Genomic DNA, 15130 nt, shown 5'->3' with positions numbered 1-15130 from the left:
CCTCAGCGTTCGGCCAGGGCAGCCAGCACCAGTTGGCTGTTGTGGCGGCCGTAGTCCAGAAGCACCTCGCGGATGACTGCCTCGTCGCGGTCGATCACCGCCTGCAGCAGGCGGGCGAAGCTGTCGAGGAACTGGCTCATCTCGCTTTTGCGCCGTTCCAGGGCCAGGTGGTAGGTGCGGCTGATGGCCGGCAGCAGGTTCTCCACCGTCTCCTGCAGGTAGGGGTTGGCGGCGAAGGGGAAGGCCGCGCGCATGATGTCGAAGCTGGACTCGACGAAGGCGTCGATGTCGCCGCGCTGCAGGCTTTCCAGCAGGCGCTGCTGAATGGCCAGGAACGGCTGCAGGTCGCCCTCCTCGCGCCAGGTCCGCGCCACCGCGCTGGCGAGCATGATGTACAGCTCCATGACCAGGCCGTAGAGGCTTTCCACGTGGCTGGCGGACAGCTCCGAGACCTGCGCGCCGCGGCGCGGCAGTATCACCACCAGGTGGCGGCGTTCGAGGATCAGCAGCGCCTCGCGCACCGAGCCGCGGCTGACGTTCAGGGCCTGGGTGACCTTCTGCTCCTGGATGCGTTCGCGTTCCTTGAGCTCGCCCCGGATGATGCGTTCGGCGAGGTGGTGGGCAATCTGCTCAGCCAGGCTGTCCGGGGCCTTGAACGTCATGGGTGTCCTTATCGCTGGAGGGCTGATGGAATGGGGCTTGCGGCCGCGAAGTGTAACACAGGGTGTTACCCGGCAACGCCCCGGTCAAGGGGCTCGACTGAACGAAGGTTGGTGCGTACGAAGAAAGGATTGGGCGCAGGATTGTCTGACAATCCTACAACGAGAGTCGCGCCATGTTCGCCTTCCTATCCCCTGCCTGGATGCTGCGCCTGAAGAAGGCCGGCTACTGGATCTGGCTGGTGCCGGTGTTCGGCATTCCGCTGAGCTACTGGTGGTCCTACGGCAGCGGCCACCCCAACGCCTGGGCCTGGTTCGTCATCGCCGTGGTGTTCCTGGTCATCCCCGTGCTCGACGCCATCGTCGGCCGCGACCCGGCCAACCCCGACGAGGCCAGTGAAGTGCCAGCACTGGAGCGCGAAGGCTACTACCGCTTCCTCAGCCTGATGACCGTGCCGCTGCTGCTGGGCATGCTGGTCTACGGCGGCTGGGTGATCACCCACTACGAGGCATGGAACTGGGTGGGCAAGCTGGGCTGGACTCTCTCGGTGGGCACGGTGATGGGCGCCATCGGCATCACCGTGTCCCACGAGCTGATCCACAAGGACCCGCAGCTGGAGCAGCGCGCCGGCGGCCTGCTGCTGGCGGCGGTGTGCTACGCCGGCTTCAAGGTGGAGCACGTGCGCGGCCACCACGTGCACGTTTCCACCCCGGAGGACGCCTCCTCCTCGCGCTACGACCAGAGCCTGTACGCCTTCCTGCCCCACGCCTACAAGCACAACTTCCTCAACGCCTGGCGCCTGGAGGCCCAGCGTCTGAAGCGCAAGGGCCTGCCGGCGCTGCACTGGCGCAACGAGCTGATCTGGTGGTACGCCGTCAGCGCCCTCTTCCTGCTCGGTTTCAGCCTCGCCTTCGGCTGGCTCGGCGCGGTGTATTTCCTCGGCCAGGCGGCCATGGCCTTCACCCTGCTGGAGATCGTCAATTACGTCGAGCACTACGGCCTGCACCGCCGGCGCCTGGACGACGGTCGCTACGAGCGCACCACCCACGAGCACTCGTGGAACAGCAACTTCCTGCTGACCAACCTGTTCCTGTTCCACCTGCAGCGCCACTCCGACCACCACGCCTACGCCAAGCGCCGCTACCAGGTGCTGCGCCACTATGACGACAGCCCGCAGCTGCCCAACGGCTACGCCGGGATGATCGTCCTGGCGCTGTTCCCGCCGCTGTGGCGCGCGGTGATGAACCCCCGCGTGCGCGCCTACTACGCCGGCGAGGAATACCAGCTGAGCGATACCCAGCGCGCCTGAGCCCATAGCGTTCCACGCCTTTACGGCAGCCACGTACCCCCGGCTGCCGTTTTTTTTGCGCCTCCGGGAGCGTAGGGCGCATAACGCCTACGGCGTTATCCGCCGTTTGGCCTCGGCTCCCGGCGGCTCCGGGGCTGATCTTGGCGTTGGCTCTGGCCCCGGTGTATCGGCGGATAACCGCGAACGGTTATTCGCCCTACGTTACTGCGATGCATCAGCCATGGCGTACCCATGTAGGAGCGGGCCCTGCGCGCGAATCGCGGGCAGGGCCCGCTCCTACACCTGCCGGTAAACACAACGCCCCGCTCCTACGAAAAAGCGCCTTGCCGGAAATAGCTGACCGAAAGATCAGAATTTTTGTTGACTTAAAAGTCAGCTTTTCCTAGATTCACCTCCATCGCGCCCCGCCCAACAACAAGAAAGCCTGGAGGCATGCCTTGATCAGGTTCCTGCTCAATCGCGAGCTGCGTGTCGAAGACCGCCTCGACCCGAATCTCACCGTGCTCAACTACCTGCGCCAGCACCTGGGCAAGACCGGCACCAAGGAGGGCTGCGCCTCCGGTGACTGCGGCGCCTGCACCGTGGTGGTGGGCGAGCTGGTCGGCGCCGAAGGCGCCGAGCGCATCCGCTACCGCACCCTCAACTCCTGCCTGACCTTCGTTTCCGCCCTGCACGGCAAGCAATTGATCGTGGTCGACGACCTCAAGCACCGCGGCGAACTGCACGGCGTGCAGCAGGCCATGGTGGATTGCCACGGCTCGCAGTGCGGCTTCTGCACCCCCGGCTTCGTCATGTCGCTGTTCGCCCTGCAGAAGAACAGCGCCGGCGAAACGCCCGAAGAACGTAAGGCCGAGGCCTACGAGGCGCTGGCCGGCAACCTGTGCCGCTGCACCGGCTACCGGCCGATCCTCGACGCCGCCGAGCAGTCCTGCTGCCAGAAGCGCCCGGACCAGTTCGATGCCGCCCAGGAGCAGACCATCGCCCAGCTCAAGGCCATCGCCCCGCGCGAGACCGCCGAGCTGAACAGCGGCGACAAGCGCTGCCTGCTGCCGCTGACCATCGCCGACCTGGCCGACCTCTACAGCGCCAACCCGCAGGCGCGCCTGCTGGCCGGCGGCACCGACCTGGCCCTGGAAGTCACCCAGTTCCACCGCGAGCTGCCGGTGATGATCTACGTCGGCCACGTCGAGGAGATGAAACGCGTCGAAGTCCTCGCCGACCGCATCGAGCTGGGCGCCGCCGCGCCGCTGACCGACTGCTATGCGGCCCTGGCCCACGACTACCCGGACTTCGGCGAGCTGCTGCACCGCTTCGCCTCGCTGCAGATCCGCAACCAGGGCACCCTCGGCGGCAACATCGGCAACGCCTCGCCCATCGGCGACTCGCCGCCGCTGCTGATCGCCCTGGGCGCGCGCATCGTGCTGCGCAAGGGCGAGAGCAGCCGCGAACTGCCCATCGAGGACTACTTCATCGACTACAAGGTCACCGCGCGCCAGGAAGGCGAGTTCATCGAGAAGGTCATAGTCCCGCGCCCGCAGGCCAACCAGGCGTTCCGCGCCTACAAGGTGTCCAAGCGCCTGGACGACGATATCTCGGCGGTCTGCGCGGCCTTCAGCATCAGCGTCGAGGACTGCCGCATCAGCGCCGTGCGCAGCGGCTTCGGCGGCATGGCGGCGATCCCCAAGCGCGCACGCGCCTGCGAGGCGGCGCTGCTCGGCCAGCCGTTCAACGCCGCCACCTTCGAACGCGCGGCAATCGCCCTGGGCGAGGACTTCACCCCGCTCTCGGACTTCCGCGCCAGCAAGGAATACCGCCTGCTCACCGCGCAGAACCTGCTGCGCAAATGCTTCCTCGAACTGGAAGCGCCCCAGGCCGTGACTCGGGTGACCGCATATGCATAAGCACAACAAGACCCAGGAAGAACTCCAGGCGCTGTTCCGCGCCGACCTGACCACCGGCGTGGGCCGCAGCGTCAAGCACGAAAGCGCGCCCAAGCACGTCAGCGGCGAGGCGGTGTACATCGACGACCGCCTGGAATTCCCCAACCAGCTGCACGTCTACGCCCGCATGAGCGACCGCGCCCATGCGCGCATCACCAAGCTGGACGTCAGCCCCTGCTACGCCTTCCCCGGGGTGGCCATCGCCATCACCAAGGACGACGTGCCCGGCCAGCTGGACATCGGCCCTGTGGTGGCCGGCGACCCGCTGCTGGCCGACGGCAAGGTCGAGTACGTCGGCCAGATGGTCATCGCGGTGGCCGCCGACAGCCTGGAGACCGCGCGCAAGGCGGCCATGGCGGCGATCATCGAGTACGAGGACCTGGAGCCGGTGCTCGACGTGGTCGAGGCGCTGCGCAAGAAGCACTTCGTACTGGACAGCCACACCCACAGGATCGGCGATTCCGCCACCCAGCTGGCCAGCGCGCCGCACCGCATCCAGGGCACCCTGCACATCGGCGGCCAGGAGCACTTCTACCTGGAGACGCAGATTTCCTCGGTGATGCCCAGCGAGGACGGCGGCGTCATCGTCTACACCTCCACGCAGAACCCCACCGAGGTGCAGAAGCTGGTGGCCGAGGTGCTGGGCATCTCCTTCAACAAGGTGGTGATCGACATGCGCCGCATGGGCGGCGGCTTCGGCGGCAAGGAAACCCAGGCCGCGGCGCCGGCCTGCCTGTGCGCGGTGATCGCGCGCCTGACCGGGCGCCCGGCGAAGATGCGCCTGCCGCGCGTCGAAGACATGCAGATGACCGGCAAGCGCCACCCCTTCTACGTCGAGTACGACGTGGGCTTCGACGACGACGGCCTGCTGCACGGCATCCACATGGACCTGGCCGGCAACTGCGGCTACTCGCCGGACCTCTCCGGCTCCATCGTCGACCGCGCCATGTTCCACTCCGACAACGCCTACTTCCTCGGCAACGCCACCATCAACGGCCACCGCTGCAAGACCAACACCGCGTCGAACACCGCCTACCGCGGCTTCGGCGGCCCGCAGGGGATGGTCGCCATCGAGGAAGTGATGGACGCGGTGGCGCGCCACCTGGGCAAGGACCCGCTGGAAGTGCGCAAGCGCAACTACTACGGCAAGGACGAGCGCAACATCACCCACTATCACCAGCAGGTCGAGCACAACCTGCTGCAGGAGATGACCGCCGAGCTGGAGGCCAGCGCCGAGTACGCCAAGCGCCGCGCCGAGATCCGCGCGTTCAACGCCGCCAGCCCGATCCTCAAGAAGGGCCTGGCGCTGACCCCGGTGAAGTTCGGCATCAGCTTCACCGCCACCTTCCTCAACCAGGCCGGCGCGCTGATCCACATCTACACTGACGGCAGCATCCACCTGAACCACGGCGGCACCGAGATGGGCCAGGGCCTGAACACCAAGGTGGCGCAGGTGGTGGCGGAAGTCTTCCAGGTCGACATCGACCGCGTGCAGATCACCGCGACCAACACCGACAAGGTGCCGAACACCTCGCCCACTGCGGCCTCCAGCGGCGCCGACCTCAACGGCAAGGCCGCGCAGAACGCCGCCGAGACCATCAGGCAGCGCCTGGTGGAATTCGCCGCGCGGCACTGGAAGGTCACCGAGGAAGACGTCGAGTTCCGCAACAACCAGGTGCGCATCCGCGACCTGATCGTGCCCTTCGAGGAGCTGATCCAGCAGGCCTACTTCGGCCAGGTGTCGCTGTCCTCCACCGGCTTCTACCGCACGCCGAAGATCTACTACGACCGCGACAAGGCCGCCGGCCGGCCGTTCTACTACTACGCCTTCGGCGTGTCCTGCTCGGAAGTGCTGGTGGACACCCTCACCGGCGAGTACCGCATGCTGCGCACCGACATCCTCCACGACGTCGGCGACTCGCTGAACCCGGCCATCGACATCGGCCAGGTGGAAGGCGGCTTCGTCCAGGGCATGGGCTGGCTGACCATGGAAGAGCTGGTGTGGAATGCCAAGGGCAAACTCATGACCAACGGCCCGGCCAGCTACAAGATTCCGGCCATCGCCGACATGCCGCTGGACCTGCGGGTGAAGCTGGTGGAGAACCGCAAGAACCCCGAGCAGACGGTATTCCACTCCAAGGCCGTGGGCGAGCCGCCGTTCATGCTCGGCATCTCGGTGTTCTGCGCCATCAAGGACGCGGTGGCGAGCCTGGCCGACTACCGCGTGCAGCCGCAGATCGACGCGCCGGCGACGCCGGAGCGGGTGCTCTGGGGGGTGGAGCAGATGCGCAGGCTGAAAGCTGCGCAGGCCGAGCCCACCCAAACCCAAGCCGAACCAGCGTAACCCTGTAGGAGCGAGCTTGCTCGCGAACAACCCAACCACCCTTCGCGAGCAAGCTCGCTCCTACGAAGAGCCATCTACCGAGGTAGACGTCATGAACTGGATCAGCGCCCTCGCCGACCTGCAGCAACGCGGAGAAGCCGCCGTGCTGGTGACCATCATCGAGGAGCTTGGCTCCACGCCGCGCAACGCCGGCTCGAAGATGGTGGTCAGCGCCGACAGGCTGTTCGACACCATCGGCGGCGGCCACCTGGAGTTCAAGGCCCTGCAGATCGCCCGCGAGATGCTCCGGCAGCGCACCCGGCAGCCGCGCCTGGAGCGCTTCAGCCTGGGCGCCAGCCTCGGCCAGTGCTGCGGCGGCGCCACCGTGCTGCTGTTCGAGCCGATGGGCCAGCCCCAGGCGCACATAGCGGTGTTCGGCGCCGGCCACGTCGGCCGCGCGCTGGTGCCGCTGCTGGCCAGCCTGCCGTGCAAGGTGCGCTGGATCGACTCGCGGGAAGCCGAGTTTCCGGAAAGCATCCCGGCCGGCGTCGAGAAAGTGCTGAATGACGAAGTGCTCGATGAGGTCGAGAATATGCCGGCGGGCGGCTACTACATCGTCATGACCCACAACCACGCCCTGGACCTGGAGCTGACCGCGGCGATACTCAAACGCGACGACTTCGGCTACTTCGGCCTGATCGGCTCGGACACCAAGCGCGCCAAGTTCGAACACCGCCTGCGCGACCGCGGCTTCGCCAGCGAGAGCGTGCAACGCATGCGCTGCCCCATGGGCATCGCCGAGGTGAAGGGCAAGCTGCCGGTGGAGATCGCCGTGTCCATCGCCGGCGAAGTGATAGCCACCTACAACGCCGCCTTCGGCCAGGAAAAGGCCAGCGGCGAACACTCGGTGGCCAAACTCCTGCCCAGCAGCCGCCGCGCCCGTACCGCCGAAAACGGCAGGTAACCGACATTCGTAGGATGGGTTGAGCGAAGCGATACCCATCGATTCCCAGATCGAGAGAACGACATGACCAGCAAAGCCTACCGCACCAGCATCCTGCACAGCGTCGCCGACCCCGCCGAAGTGGGCGTCGACAAATCCTACCAGTACTTCGAAGACGGCATCCTGCTGGTGGAGGACGGCAAGGTCGCCCGCCTCGGCCACGCCGCCGAGCTGCTGCCGCAACTGGGCGGCGTGGAAGTGGTGGAATACCGCGACGCGCTGATCACCCCCGGCTTCATCGACACCCACATCCACTACCCGCAGACCGGCATGATCGCCTCCTACGGCGAGCAGCTGCTGGACTGGCTGAACACCTACACCTTCCCCACCGAGAAGCAGTTCGCCGACCCGGCCCACGCCGCCGACGTCGCCGGCATCTTCCTCAAGGAGCTGCTGCGCAACGGCACCACCACCGCCCTGGTGTTCGGCAGCGTGCACCCGCAGTCGGTGGACGCGCTGTTCGGCGCTGCCGAGAAGCTCGACCTGCGGCTGATCGCCGGCAAGGTGATGATGGACCGCAACGCCCCGGACTACCTGACCGACACCGCCGAAAGCAGCTACCGCGACAGCAAGGCGCTGATCGAGCGCTGGCACGGCAAGGGCCGCCTGCTCTACGCGGTGACCCCGCGCTTCGCTCCCACAAGCACCCCCGAACAGCTGGACGCCGCCGGCCGCCTGCTCAAGGAGCACCCGGGCGTGTACCTGCACACCCACCTGTCGGAGAACCGCAAGGAAATCGAGTGGGTGAAGGAACTCTTCCCGGAGCGCAGCGGCTACCTGGACGTCTACGACCACCACGGCCTGCTCGGCGCGCGCTCGGTGTTCGCCCACGGCGTGCACCTGTGCGACGGCGAATGCCAACGCCTGGCCGAGACCGGCTCGGCGGTGGCCTTCTGCCCCACCTCGAACCTGTTCCTCGGCAGCGGCCTGTTCGACCTGGCGAAGCTGGAGAAGCACAAGGTCAAGGTCGGCCTGGGCACCGACGTCGGCGCCGGCACCAGCTTCTCCCAGCTGCAGTCGCTGAACGAGGCCTACAAGGTGATGCAGTTGCAGGGCATCAAGCTCGATCCGTTCAAGTCGCTGTACCTGGCCACCCTCGGCGGCGCCCGCGCGCTGGAGCTGCAGGACAAGGTCGGCAGCTTCGCCCAGGGCAACGAGGCGGACTTCGTGGTGCTGGACTACAAGGCCACCCCGCTGCTGGACTACCGCCTGCGGCAGGCGAAGAGCCTGGAGGAAAGACTCTTCGCCCTGATCATCCTCGGCGACGACCGCGCGGTGCGCGAAACCTTCGCCCACGGCCGCTCGGTGCACCAGCGCGGCTGATGCTTACGGTCACCCCGGCCGGGCCCTCGCTCAGGACCGCCGGCCGGTGTGGCCGCTTTTCATTTCCCGGGGGGACGGGGTCGAACCGTAGGGCGCATAACGCCTACGGCGTTATCAGCCGTTTGGCCTTGGTTCCCGGCGGCTCCCGGGTTGGCCTGGGCGTTGGCTGTGGCCCCGGTGTATCGGCGGATAACCGCGAACGGTTATTCGCCCTACGCTTGCCGGGGCTTCTGGGCGATGCGAGAGCACCCTCTCCCCAGCCCTCTCCCGCAAGCGGGAGAGGGGGCTTGTCCTCTGCCAGCTGAAATAACGGAGTACTCCTGTAATTACCGGCTGGCGCTTGACTATCGCCCAACGCCGAACGGTCCCCTCTCCCTTCAGGGAGAGGGTTAGGGAGAGGGGGCGGAGTCAACCCAAAGCACAGCAGCCTCCGGGAAACTCCATTCGCGAGCAAGCTCGCTCCTACAAAAAAGCACGCCCTAGCGCGAAGCCTTCCTCCGCAGCGCCGCCGGGCTGAACTCCGCCACGTCCGGCGCAGGCTTGCTGAAGTCGGCGGTGCCCGGCTCCTCGTTGTCCAGCCACTGCACGCTGTAGCGCCGCGACTGCAGGTCGTGGAAGGTGTCCAGCGCGGTCCAGACCATGGGCTGTTCGTAGAAGTTCTTCAGGTAGGCCATCGACACCCGCCACAGCTCGCCGCGGCCGTCGTACTGGTCGACCACCGCCGCGCCCCAGCTGTCTTCGTCGAGGTACAGGGTGCGCTTGCTGTAGATGTGCCGCGCGCCGGGCTTGAGCTTGCCTTCCACCACCCACACCCGGTGCAGCTCGTAGCGGGTGTATTTCGGGTTGATGTGGCCGGGGGTGAGCAGGTCCTTGTACTTCACCTCAGGGCTGGTGACCCGGTAGTTGTTGTAGGGAATGTAGATTTCCTTCTTGCCCACCAGCGTCCAGTTGTAGCGGTCCGGCGCGCCGTTATACATGTCGGTGTCGTCGGCGGTGCGCAGGCCGTCGGAGTCTTCGATCGGGGTGTCGTAGGCCAGCGTCGGCGCGCGCCGCACGCGGCGCTGGCCGGGGCTGTAGCCCCAGGCCTGGCGCGGTTCCTTGACCTGGTCGAGGGTCTCCTGCACCAGCGCGCCCTCGCCCGCCAGGCGCGCCGGGGCGGTGGTGAAGGTCATGTAGTAGAACAGGGTGTTGCCCAGCTGGTCGAAGCTGCCTTTCGGGTCGTAGAAGCGGAACAGCGCGGCGTCCTGGCTGGTGACCAGGGAGTAGGCGCCGTTGCGCTGCACGCCGGTCTGCGCCGAGCGCCGCTCGATGTAGCTGCCGCGGTAGCGGGCGATGTGGTTCCACAGCGCTTCCAGGCCGCTCTGCGGGATCGGGAAGGGAATGCCGCCGTAGGCGTCGGCGAAGCCGTTGCCGCCTTCCACCAGCTTGCCGCTGGTGGCGTTGCGGAAGGTGTTGTCGTACACCCACTGCGGCGCCGCGCCGCTGCGGCGGGTCGGGTAGACCGGCATCTGGAAGCTGTCCGGGTAGGTGTTGAACAGGGCGATCTGGCCGGGGGTCAGGTTCGCCTTGTACTGCTCCAGATTGGCCTTGGTAATGGTGAATTGCGGCTTGTCGCCGGCGAAGGGGTCGACGTGGTGGCTGCCCGGGCCCTTGTAGCCGGCCGGGGCCTGGGTCAGGCCGCCGCTCCAGGCGGGAATGCTGCCGGCGGCGTTGCCGGCCTTCTCGGCGCCCAGCGGCGTCAGGCTGCTCTTGAGCTGTGCGGCCTGGTCGGCGCTCACCGCCGCGCGGGCGTCGGTCGCCACCAGGGCCGCCAGGGCCAGCAGCGCGATCATGGGTTTCTTGGCGATCATGCGAGTCTCCATCACCTGGCTGATCAGAACGAGTACTTGGCGCTGATCGAGACGTTGTCCCGGTCACGCATGGAGTTGTTCACCCCGGCGCCGTAGTAGTTGGTGTACTGCATGCCCACCTGGAAGGTGTTCAGGTAGGTGGCGTCGGCGCCAAGGGTGTAGGCCTTGCGCCCTTCGATGAAGTTGCCGGTGCGGTCGGAGTTGCCCTTGAAGTCGTCCTGGTAGACCACGTAGGGGCTGAGCTTCACGCCGGCGAACACGTCGTTCCAGGTGCCGCTGAGCAGCAGGGTGTAGCCGTAGCTGTCGCGGCTGATCTGGTCGCCGTCGTCGGAACCGCCGACATAGGACTTGTCCTGGGCGCCGACGAAGCGGCGCTTGCTGCCGTCCCAGGCGGTGTACTCCAGGCTGCTGCCGCGGATGAACTCGCCGGCCAGCTCGGCCACGCCCACCACCGAGTCGAAGGTCATGTGCGGGCCGAAGTTGTAGATGCCGGTCAGCGAGGCGTTGTAGGTCTCGGCGCGCTCGTAGTTCTGGAACAGCGAGCCGCGGCACAGCTGCTTGCCGGACACTGCCGCACAGGCCTGGTCGGCCGGGGTGTTGGCGTCGTAAAGGTTGGTCAGGCCGAGCACGCCCTGGGTCAGCAGGTCGCCGAGCAGGTCGTTGGTGGCCGCGATGCTGATCGGCATGTTCGGCCGGTAGGCCAGCTCGCCGGCCACCGAGGCGTCGCCCAGGGTGGTGTTGAAGCTGAAGCCGTACATGCGGATGTCTTCGACGTAGTCGCGGCGCGCCTGGGCGTTGCTGGCCAGGTCCAGGGTGGCCAGGCCGGGCACCGCCTCGCCCAGGCCCAGCGGGCCGAGCACGCCGTTGAGGGCGGCGATGTCGGCGCCCTGGTAGCTGCGCAGGTCCACCGCCACCTGGGGTTCCTTGGCGTGGTAGTTGACGAAGTACAGGCCGAACTCGGTGGAGTTGAGCTGCTCGGCGATGTAGCGGAAGGCCACGCCGTATTCGCCGCTGTCGCGGGCGTCGAGGTCCTTGCCGATGCTGGCGACCTTGAAGGTGCCGGTGTTGGGGTTGAGGTAGGCGTTCGGGCCGGCCGGGCCGTTGCCCAGCAGGCCGAGCCCGGCTACCAGCGGGTAGCCGGCCAGCAGTTGCTTGAACTCCGGGCTGTCTTCGGTGGTGTAGGCGACGTCGCCGCCGTCGGCGAACAGGTCGGTGTCGGCGAAATAGGTGCCCACCGGGTCCAGGCGCGTCTCCTTCCACTTCCACTGGTAGTAGCTTTCCATCGACAGGTTGTCGGTCAGCCCCAGGTTGAAGCTCAGCGCCTCCACCGGCACCAGCACTTCCTTGAGCTCCGAGCCCGGCAGGTGGAAGCGCGAGGCGTCCACCGGGTTGATGGTGTTGATGCCGCCGCGGTAGAAGGTGCTCTCGCCCCAGTTCAGCACCTGGCGGCCGACGCGGCCGGTGACCGGGTGCTCGGCGACGTCCCAGTCGCCGGAGAGGTAGGCATCGAGCAGCTCGGCCTTGCGCCCGGCGATGTGGCGGGTGTCCTCGGTGAAACGGTCGTCGTCGGGGTAGGACTGGCTGGGGCGCTCGACGCCGTCGGTGGTGCTCAGGTAGTCGTTGCGCTTGTCCATGATCTGCGTGTCGTAGTAGGCGGTGCCACGCATGAACAGGCCGTAGTTCTGGTACTTGGCCGAGAGGTCCGAGGTGAGCTTGAACACCTGGGAGACCAGGCCCTTGTCGAAGTTGCGGTTGCCGTCGTCGGTATTGATGTCGTCTATGTTCTCGGTCCCGCGGCCCTGCACGCGCCACATGGCGCCGTACGACAGGGTACTGTCCAGGGAGCCGGTGACCTGGTTGTCGGCGAAGCTGAACTCGACGGCCTGGACACTGCCCGCCACCAGCAACGGCAGCAGCCCCATGAGCGCGCCGGCGCGCCTGGGCGCCCAGAACGACGGGTTGCCCCAACCCCTTTCGATGCACGTACGACGGTTCATCGAAGCATTACCTCCATGACGGCCAAGATTTATCGCCCCGGGCATTGCGTCCGGCGCTGTTGTTATTCGTTTCTCGGCTGCTGGCCGGTCTGGCGGCCCAGCAGTACAACTCCTCGGATGGCGCTTGCCGGCGCCGGCTGGCTCCTCTGGCGAATCCCCTGCACGCTGAATCTGGCACTATAGTGCAAGCAAGGTAACAAACTGTTTCCTCACTTGCCAACCCGAAAGCATGAACGCCCATCGCACGAAAGCGCGATCCAGACGGATTGGACTTCAGGCAGCGAAGGCTCCGCAATGACAGGTCGCGCCACTGCGACTCACAAATCTGACCGTCGGCCCGGCGGCGGCAGGCAGCCGGCGCACGAAACGAGGCGGCCCGCACCCGGGCGCAGCGCTGCGGCGGCGAGCGGCTATCCTATTGGCCATAGCCTTCCGGAAGCCTCGCCATGACCGCCGCCCCCTTCGCCATCCGCCCCCACGCCGACGACGTGGAGGGCATGCCGATCCTGCGCGCCCTGCCCTCTGCGCAATTCCGCAGCATCGGCCCCTTCGTGTTCTTCGACCACATGCTGGCCACCGACTTCGCGCCGGGCCAGGGCATGAACATCAACCAGCACCCGCACATCGGCCTGTCCACCCTCACCTACCTGTTCGAGGGCCAGGTGCAGCACAAGGACAGCCTGGGTTCGGACCAGTTGGTGCTGCCCGGCGACGTCAGCTGGATGACCGCCGGGCGCGGCGTCGCCCACGTCGAGCGCACCCCGCGGGCGCTGCGCGAAAGCGGCTCGCGCCTGCACGGCCTGCAGGTCTGGCTGGCCCTGCCGCAGGCCGAGGAAGGCCGCGAGCCGAGCTACAGTCATCACCCGCTGGCCAGCCTGCCGCAGAGCGAGAGCCTGGGCGTGCGCATCCGCCTGATCGCCGGCAGCGGCTTCTGCCTGGTCTCGCCGGTGCCGGTGCTGTCGCCGACCTTGTACGCCGACATCGAGATGGTTGCCGGCAGCACCCTGACGCTGCCGCCCGAACATCCGCAAAGGGCGCTCTATCTATTGGAAGGCGAGGCGCTGCTCGACGACGATCCCGCGCCGCTGCGCCAGCTGCTGGTCCTGCCCGAGGGCGAAAGCCCGGTGCTGAGCGCCTGCGCCGACTGCCGCGCGGTGCTGATCGGCGGCGAGCCGCTGGACGGCGCGCGGCGGATGAACTGGAACTTCGTCGCCAGCGACCCCGCGCTGATCGACGAGGCCCGCCGGCGCTGGGCCGCCGGCGACTGGCCGACGGTCCCCGGCGAGCGCGAGCGCATCGAGCTGCCGCGCTGAGCCGCGGCCCTCCCCTTTCCTTCCACGTCCTGGAGCTGCCATGCCAGAGCAGAATCGTCACACCGGCGCACTCACGGTGCTCACCGTGCTGTTCTTCATGTGGGGCCTGATCACCTCGCTGAACGACATCCTGGTGCCGCACCTGAAGGCGGTGTTCACCCTCAACTACGTGCAGGCGTCGCTGGTGCAGTTCAGCTTCTTCACCGCCTACTTCGTCATGTCCTTCCCGGCCGGGCGGCTGGTGGAGCGCCTGGGCTACAAGCGCGGGATCATCGTCGGCCTGGTCACCGCCGGCGTCGGATGCCTGTTGTTCCTGCCGGCGGCCAGCGCGCAGTCCTACCCGGCGTTCCTCGCCGCGCTGTTCATCCTGGCCTCGGGCATCACCCTGCTGCAGGTGGCGGCCAACCCCTACGTCAACGTGCTCGGCAGCCCGCAGTCGGCGGCCAGCCGGCTGAACATGACTCAGGCCTTCAACTCCCTGGGCACCACCGTCGGCCCGCTGGTGGGCTCGGTGACCATCCTGGCCATTGGCGCGGGCGCGGCCAGCGAACTGGGCAGCGCCGCCGCCGAGGCCGACTCGGTGAAGATGCCCTACCTGGTGCTGGCCGCCCTGCTGTTCGCCGTCGCCGTGCTGATCGGCCTGTTCCGCCTGCCGCGCATCAGCCACGACGAACCCAGCGACGGCGCGGCCGCCGGCCGGCAGTCGCTGCTCGCCCATCGGCACCTGGTGTACGGGGTGGTCGGCATCTTCGCCTACGTCGGCGCCGAGGTGGCCATCGGCAGCTACCTGGTCAGCCTGATGGGCCAACCGGACATCGCCGGCCTGCCCGGCGAGCAGGCCAGCAAGTTCCTCTCGCTGTACTGGGGCGGCGCCATGCTCGGCCGCTTCATCGGCAGCGTGCTGATGCGCAGCATCCGCCCCAACCGCATCCTGGCCTTCAACGCGGTGACCAACGCCGTGCTGCTGGCGGTGGCCATCGGCGTGGGCGGCCATGTGGCGATGTGGGCGCTGATCCTGATCGGCCTGTTCAATTCGATCATGTTCCCGACCATCTTCTCCCTGGCCCTGGAAGGCCTGGGCAACCTGACCAGCAAGGGCTCGGGCCTGCTGTGCATGGCCATCGTCGGCGGCGCCCTGGTGCCGCTGGTGCAAGGCTTCTTTGCCGACCATATCGGCCTGTTGCAGTCCTTCGCCATTCCGCTGGTGTGCTACCTGTACATCTGCTGGTTCGGCGCGCGGGGGTATCAGGCGGATGAGGCCAGGGTGACGCGGGTGGAAGGGGTGCGCTGAAGGGGGCAATCGCGGACGGAGTCCGCTCCTACAGCATGAGCGAGCATGGCTCTTCGTAGGATGGGTTGAGCTTGCGAACCCATGCGGTTGCGCTGATGGGTATCGCTTCGCTCAACACCAT

At 67.2% G+C, this 15130-nt stretch carries 10 protein-coding genes; 7 read left to right on the top strand and 3 right to left on the bottom strand.

The genetic code is table 11. The features are described from left to right. Window positions 1-2: 2 nt before the first annotated feature. Window positions 3-662, bottom strand: coding sequence for a GntR family transcriptional regulator (locus PcP3B5_RS11745; RefSeq protein ID WP_043266695.1), 660 nt, complete (start codon window positions 660-662; stop codon window positions 3-5). 173 nt (window positions 663-835) lie between these two features. Here PcP3B5_RS11745 and PcP3B5_RS11740 point away from each other — a divergent pair, with 173 nt between their 5' ends. The 5 genes from PcP3B5_RS11740 to guaD all read left to right on the top strand — a co-directional run bounded on the left by PcP3B5_RS11740 (window position 836) and on the right by guaD (window position 8558). Further along, complete coding sequence (locus PcP3B5_RS11740; RefSeq protein WP_061561325.1) at window positions 836-1969, top strand: alkane 1-monooxygenase; 1134 nt, start codon at window positions 836-838, stop codon at window positions 1967-1969. 437 nt (window positions 1970-2406) lie between these two features. Continuing rightward, window positions 2407-3870, top strand: a complete 1464-nt coding sequence (gene xdhA / locus PcP3B5_RS11735; protein WP_058489172.1) for a xanthine dehydrogenase small subunit — start codon at window positions 2407-2409, stop codon at window positions 3868-3870. Then, window positions 3863-6253 (top strand): xanthine dehydrogenase molybdopterin binding subunit, encoded by a 2391-nt coding sequence (xdhB, locus tag PcP3B5_RS11730; protein WP_061561324.1) that lies wholly within the window; start codon window positions 3863-3865, stop codon window positions 6251-6253. The genes xdhA and xdhB overlap by 8 nt, the downstream gene beginning before the upstream one ends. 91 nt (window positions 6254-6344) lie before the next feature. Next, entirely contained in the window at window positions 6345-7196 is an 852-nt protein-coding gene (xdhC, locus tag PcP3B5_RS11725; protein WP_058489170.1) for a xanthine dehydrogenase accessory protein XdhC, read from the top strand. A gap of 63 nt (window positions 7197-7259) precedes the next feature. Continuing rightward, window positions 7260-8558 (top strand): guanine deaminase, encoded by a 1299-nt coding sequence (gene guaD / locus PcP3B5_RS11720; protein WP_061561323.1) that lies wholly within the window; start codon window positions 7260-7262, stop codon window positions 8556-8558. Window positions 8559-9037: 479 nt separating this feature from the next. Here the strand turns inward: guaD and PcP3B5_RS11715 are convergent, their stop codons facing one another. Together PcP3B5_RS11715 and PcP3B5_RS11710 are read right to left on the bottom strand one after the other, a co-directional pair. Next, on the bottom strand, window positions 9038-10408 hold the full coding sequence (locus PcP3B5_RS11715) for a DUF1329 domain-containing protein (RefSeq protein WP_061561322.1): 1371 nt from the start codon (window positions 10406-10408) through the stop codon (window positions 9038-9040). 23 nt (window positions 10409-10431) lie between these two features. Next, window positions 10432-12405, bottom strand: a complete 1974-nt coding sequence (locus tag PcP3B5_RS11710; protein WP_061561321.1) for a DUF1302 domain-containing protein — start codon at window positions 12403-12405, stop codon at window positions 10432-10434. A gap of 446 nt (window positions 12406-12851) precedes the next feature. Here PcP3B5_RS11710 and PcP3B5_RS11705 point away from each other — a divergent pair, with 446 nt between their 5' ends. Both PcP3B5_RS11705 and PcP3B5_RS11700 read left to right on the top strand, forming a co-directional pair. Then, the gene (locus PcP3B5_RS11705; RefSeq protein ID WP_061561320.1) at window positions 12852-13718 is read left to right on the top strand and encodes a pirin family protein; all 867 of its coding nucleotides are present in this window, start codon (window positions 12852-12854) and stop codon (window positions 13716-13718) included. Between the two features lie 40 nt (window positions 13719-13758). Continuing rightward, on the top strand, window positions 13759-15009 hold the full coding sequence (locus PcP3B5_RS11700) for a sugar MFS transporter (RefSeq protein ID WP_061561319.1): 1251 nt from the start codon (window positions 13759-13761) through the stop codon (window positions 15007-15009). Window positions 15010-15130 lie beyond the last annotated feature (121 nt).

This window comes from Pseudomonas citronellolis (genome assembly GCF_001586155.1).
Lineage (GTDB): Bacteria > Pseudomonadota > Gammaproteobacteria > Pseudomonadales > Pseudomonadaceae > Pseudomonas > Pseudomonas citronellolis.
The sequence above is the reverse complement of the archived record's forward strand: the minus strand, read 5'-3'. Positions and strand labels throughout refer to the sequence as shown.

Coding starts and splice junctions, on each gene's coding strand:
- PcP3B5_RS11745 (WP_043266695.1), bottom strand. CDS start 662: ATGACGTTCAAGGCCCCGGACAGCCTGGCTGAGCAGATTGCCCACCAC.
- PcP3B5_RS11740 (WP_061561325.1), top strand. CDS start 836: ATGTTCGCCTTCCTATCCCCTGCCTGGATGCTGCGCCTGAAGAAGGCC.
- xdhB (WP_061561324.1), top strand. CDS start 3,863: ATGCATAAGCACAACAAGACCCAGGAAGAACTCCAGGCGCTGTTCCGC.
- xdhC (WP_058489170.1), top strand. CDS start 6,345: ATGAACTGGATCAGCGCCCTCGCCGACCTGCAGCAACGCGGAGAAGCC.
- guaD (WP_061561323.1), top strand. CDS start 7,260: ATGACCAGCAAAGCCTACCGCACCAGCATCCTGCACAGCGTCGCCGAC.
- PcP3B5_RS11715 (WP_061561322.1), bottom strand. CDS start 10,408: ATGATCGCCAAGAAACCCATGATCGCGCTGCTGGCCCTGGCGGCCCTG.
- PcP3B5_RS11710 (WP_061561321.1), bottom strand. CDS start 12,405: ATGAACCGTCGTACGTGCATCGAAAGGGGTTGGGGCAACCCGTCGTTC.
- PcP3B5_RS11705 (WP_061561320.1), top strand. CDS start 12,852: ATGACCGCCGCCCCCTTCGCCATCCGCCCCCACGCCGACGACGTGGAG.
- PcP3B5_RS11700 (WP_061561319.1), top strand. CDS start 13,759: ATGCCAGAGCAGAATCGTCACACCGGCGCACTCACGGTGCTCACCGTG.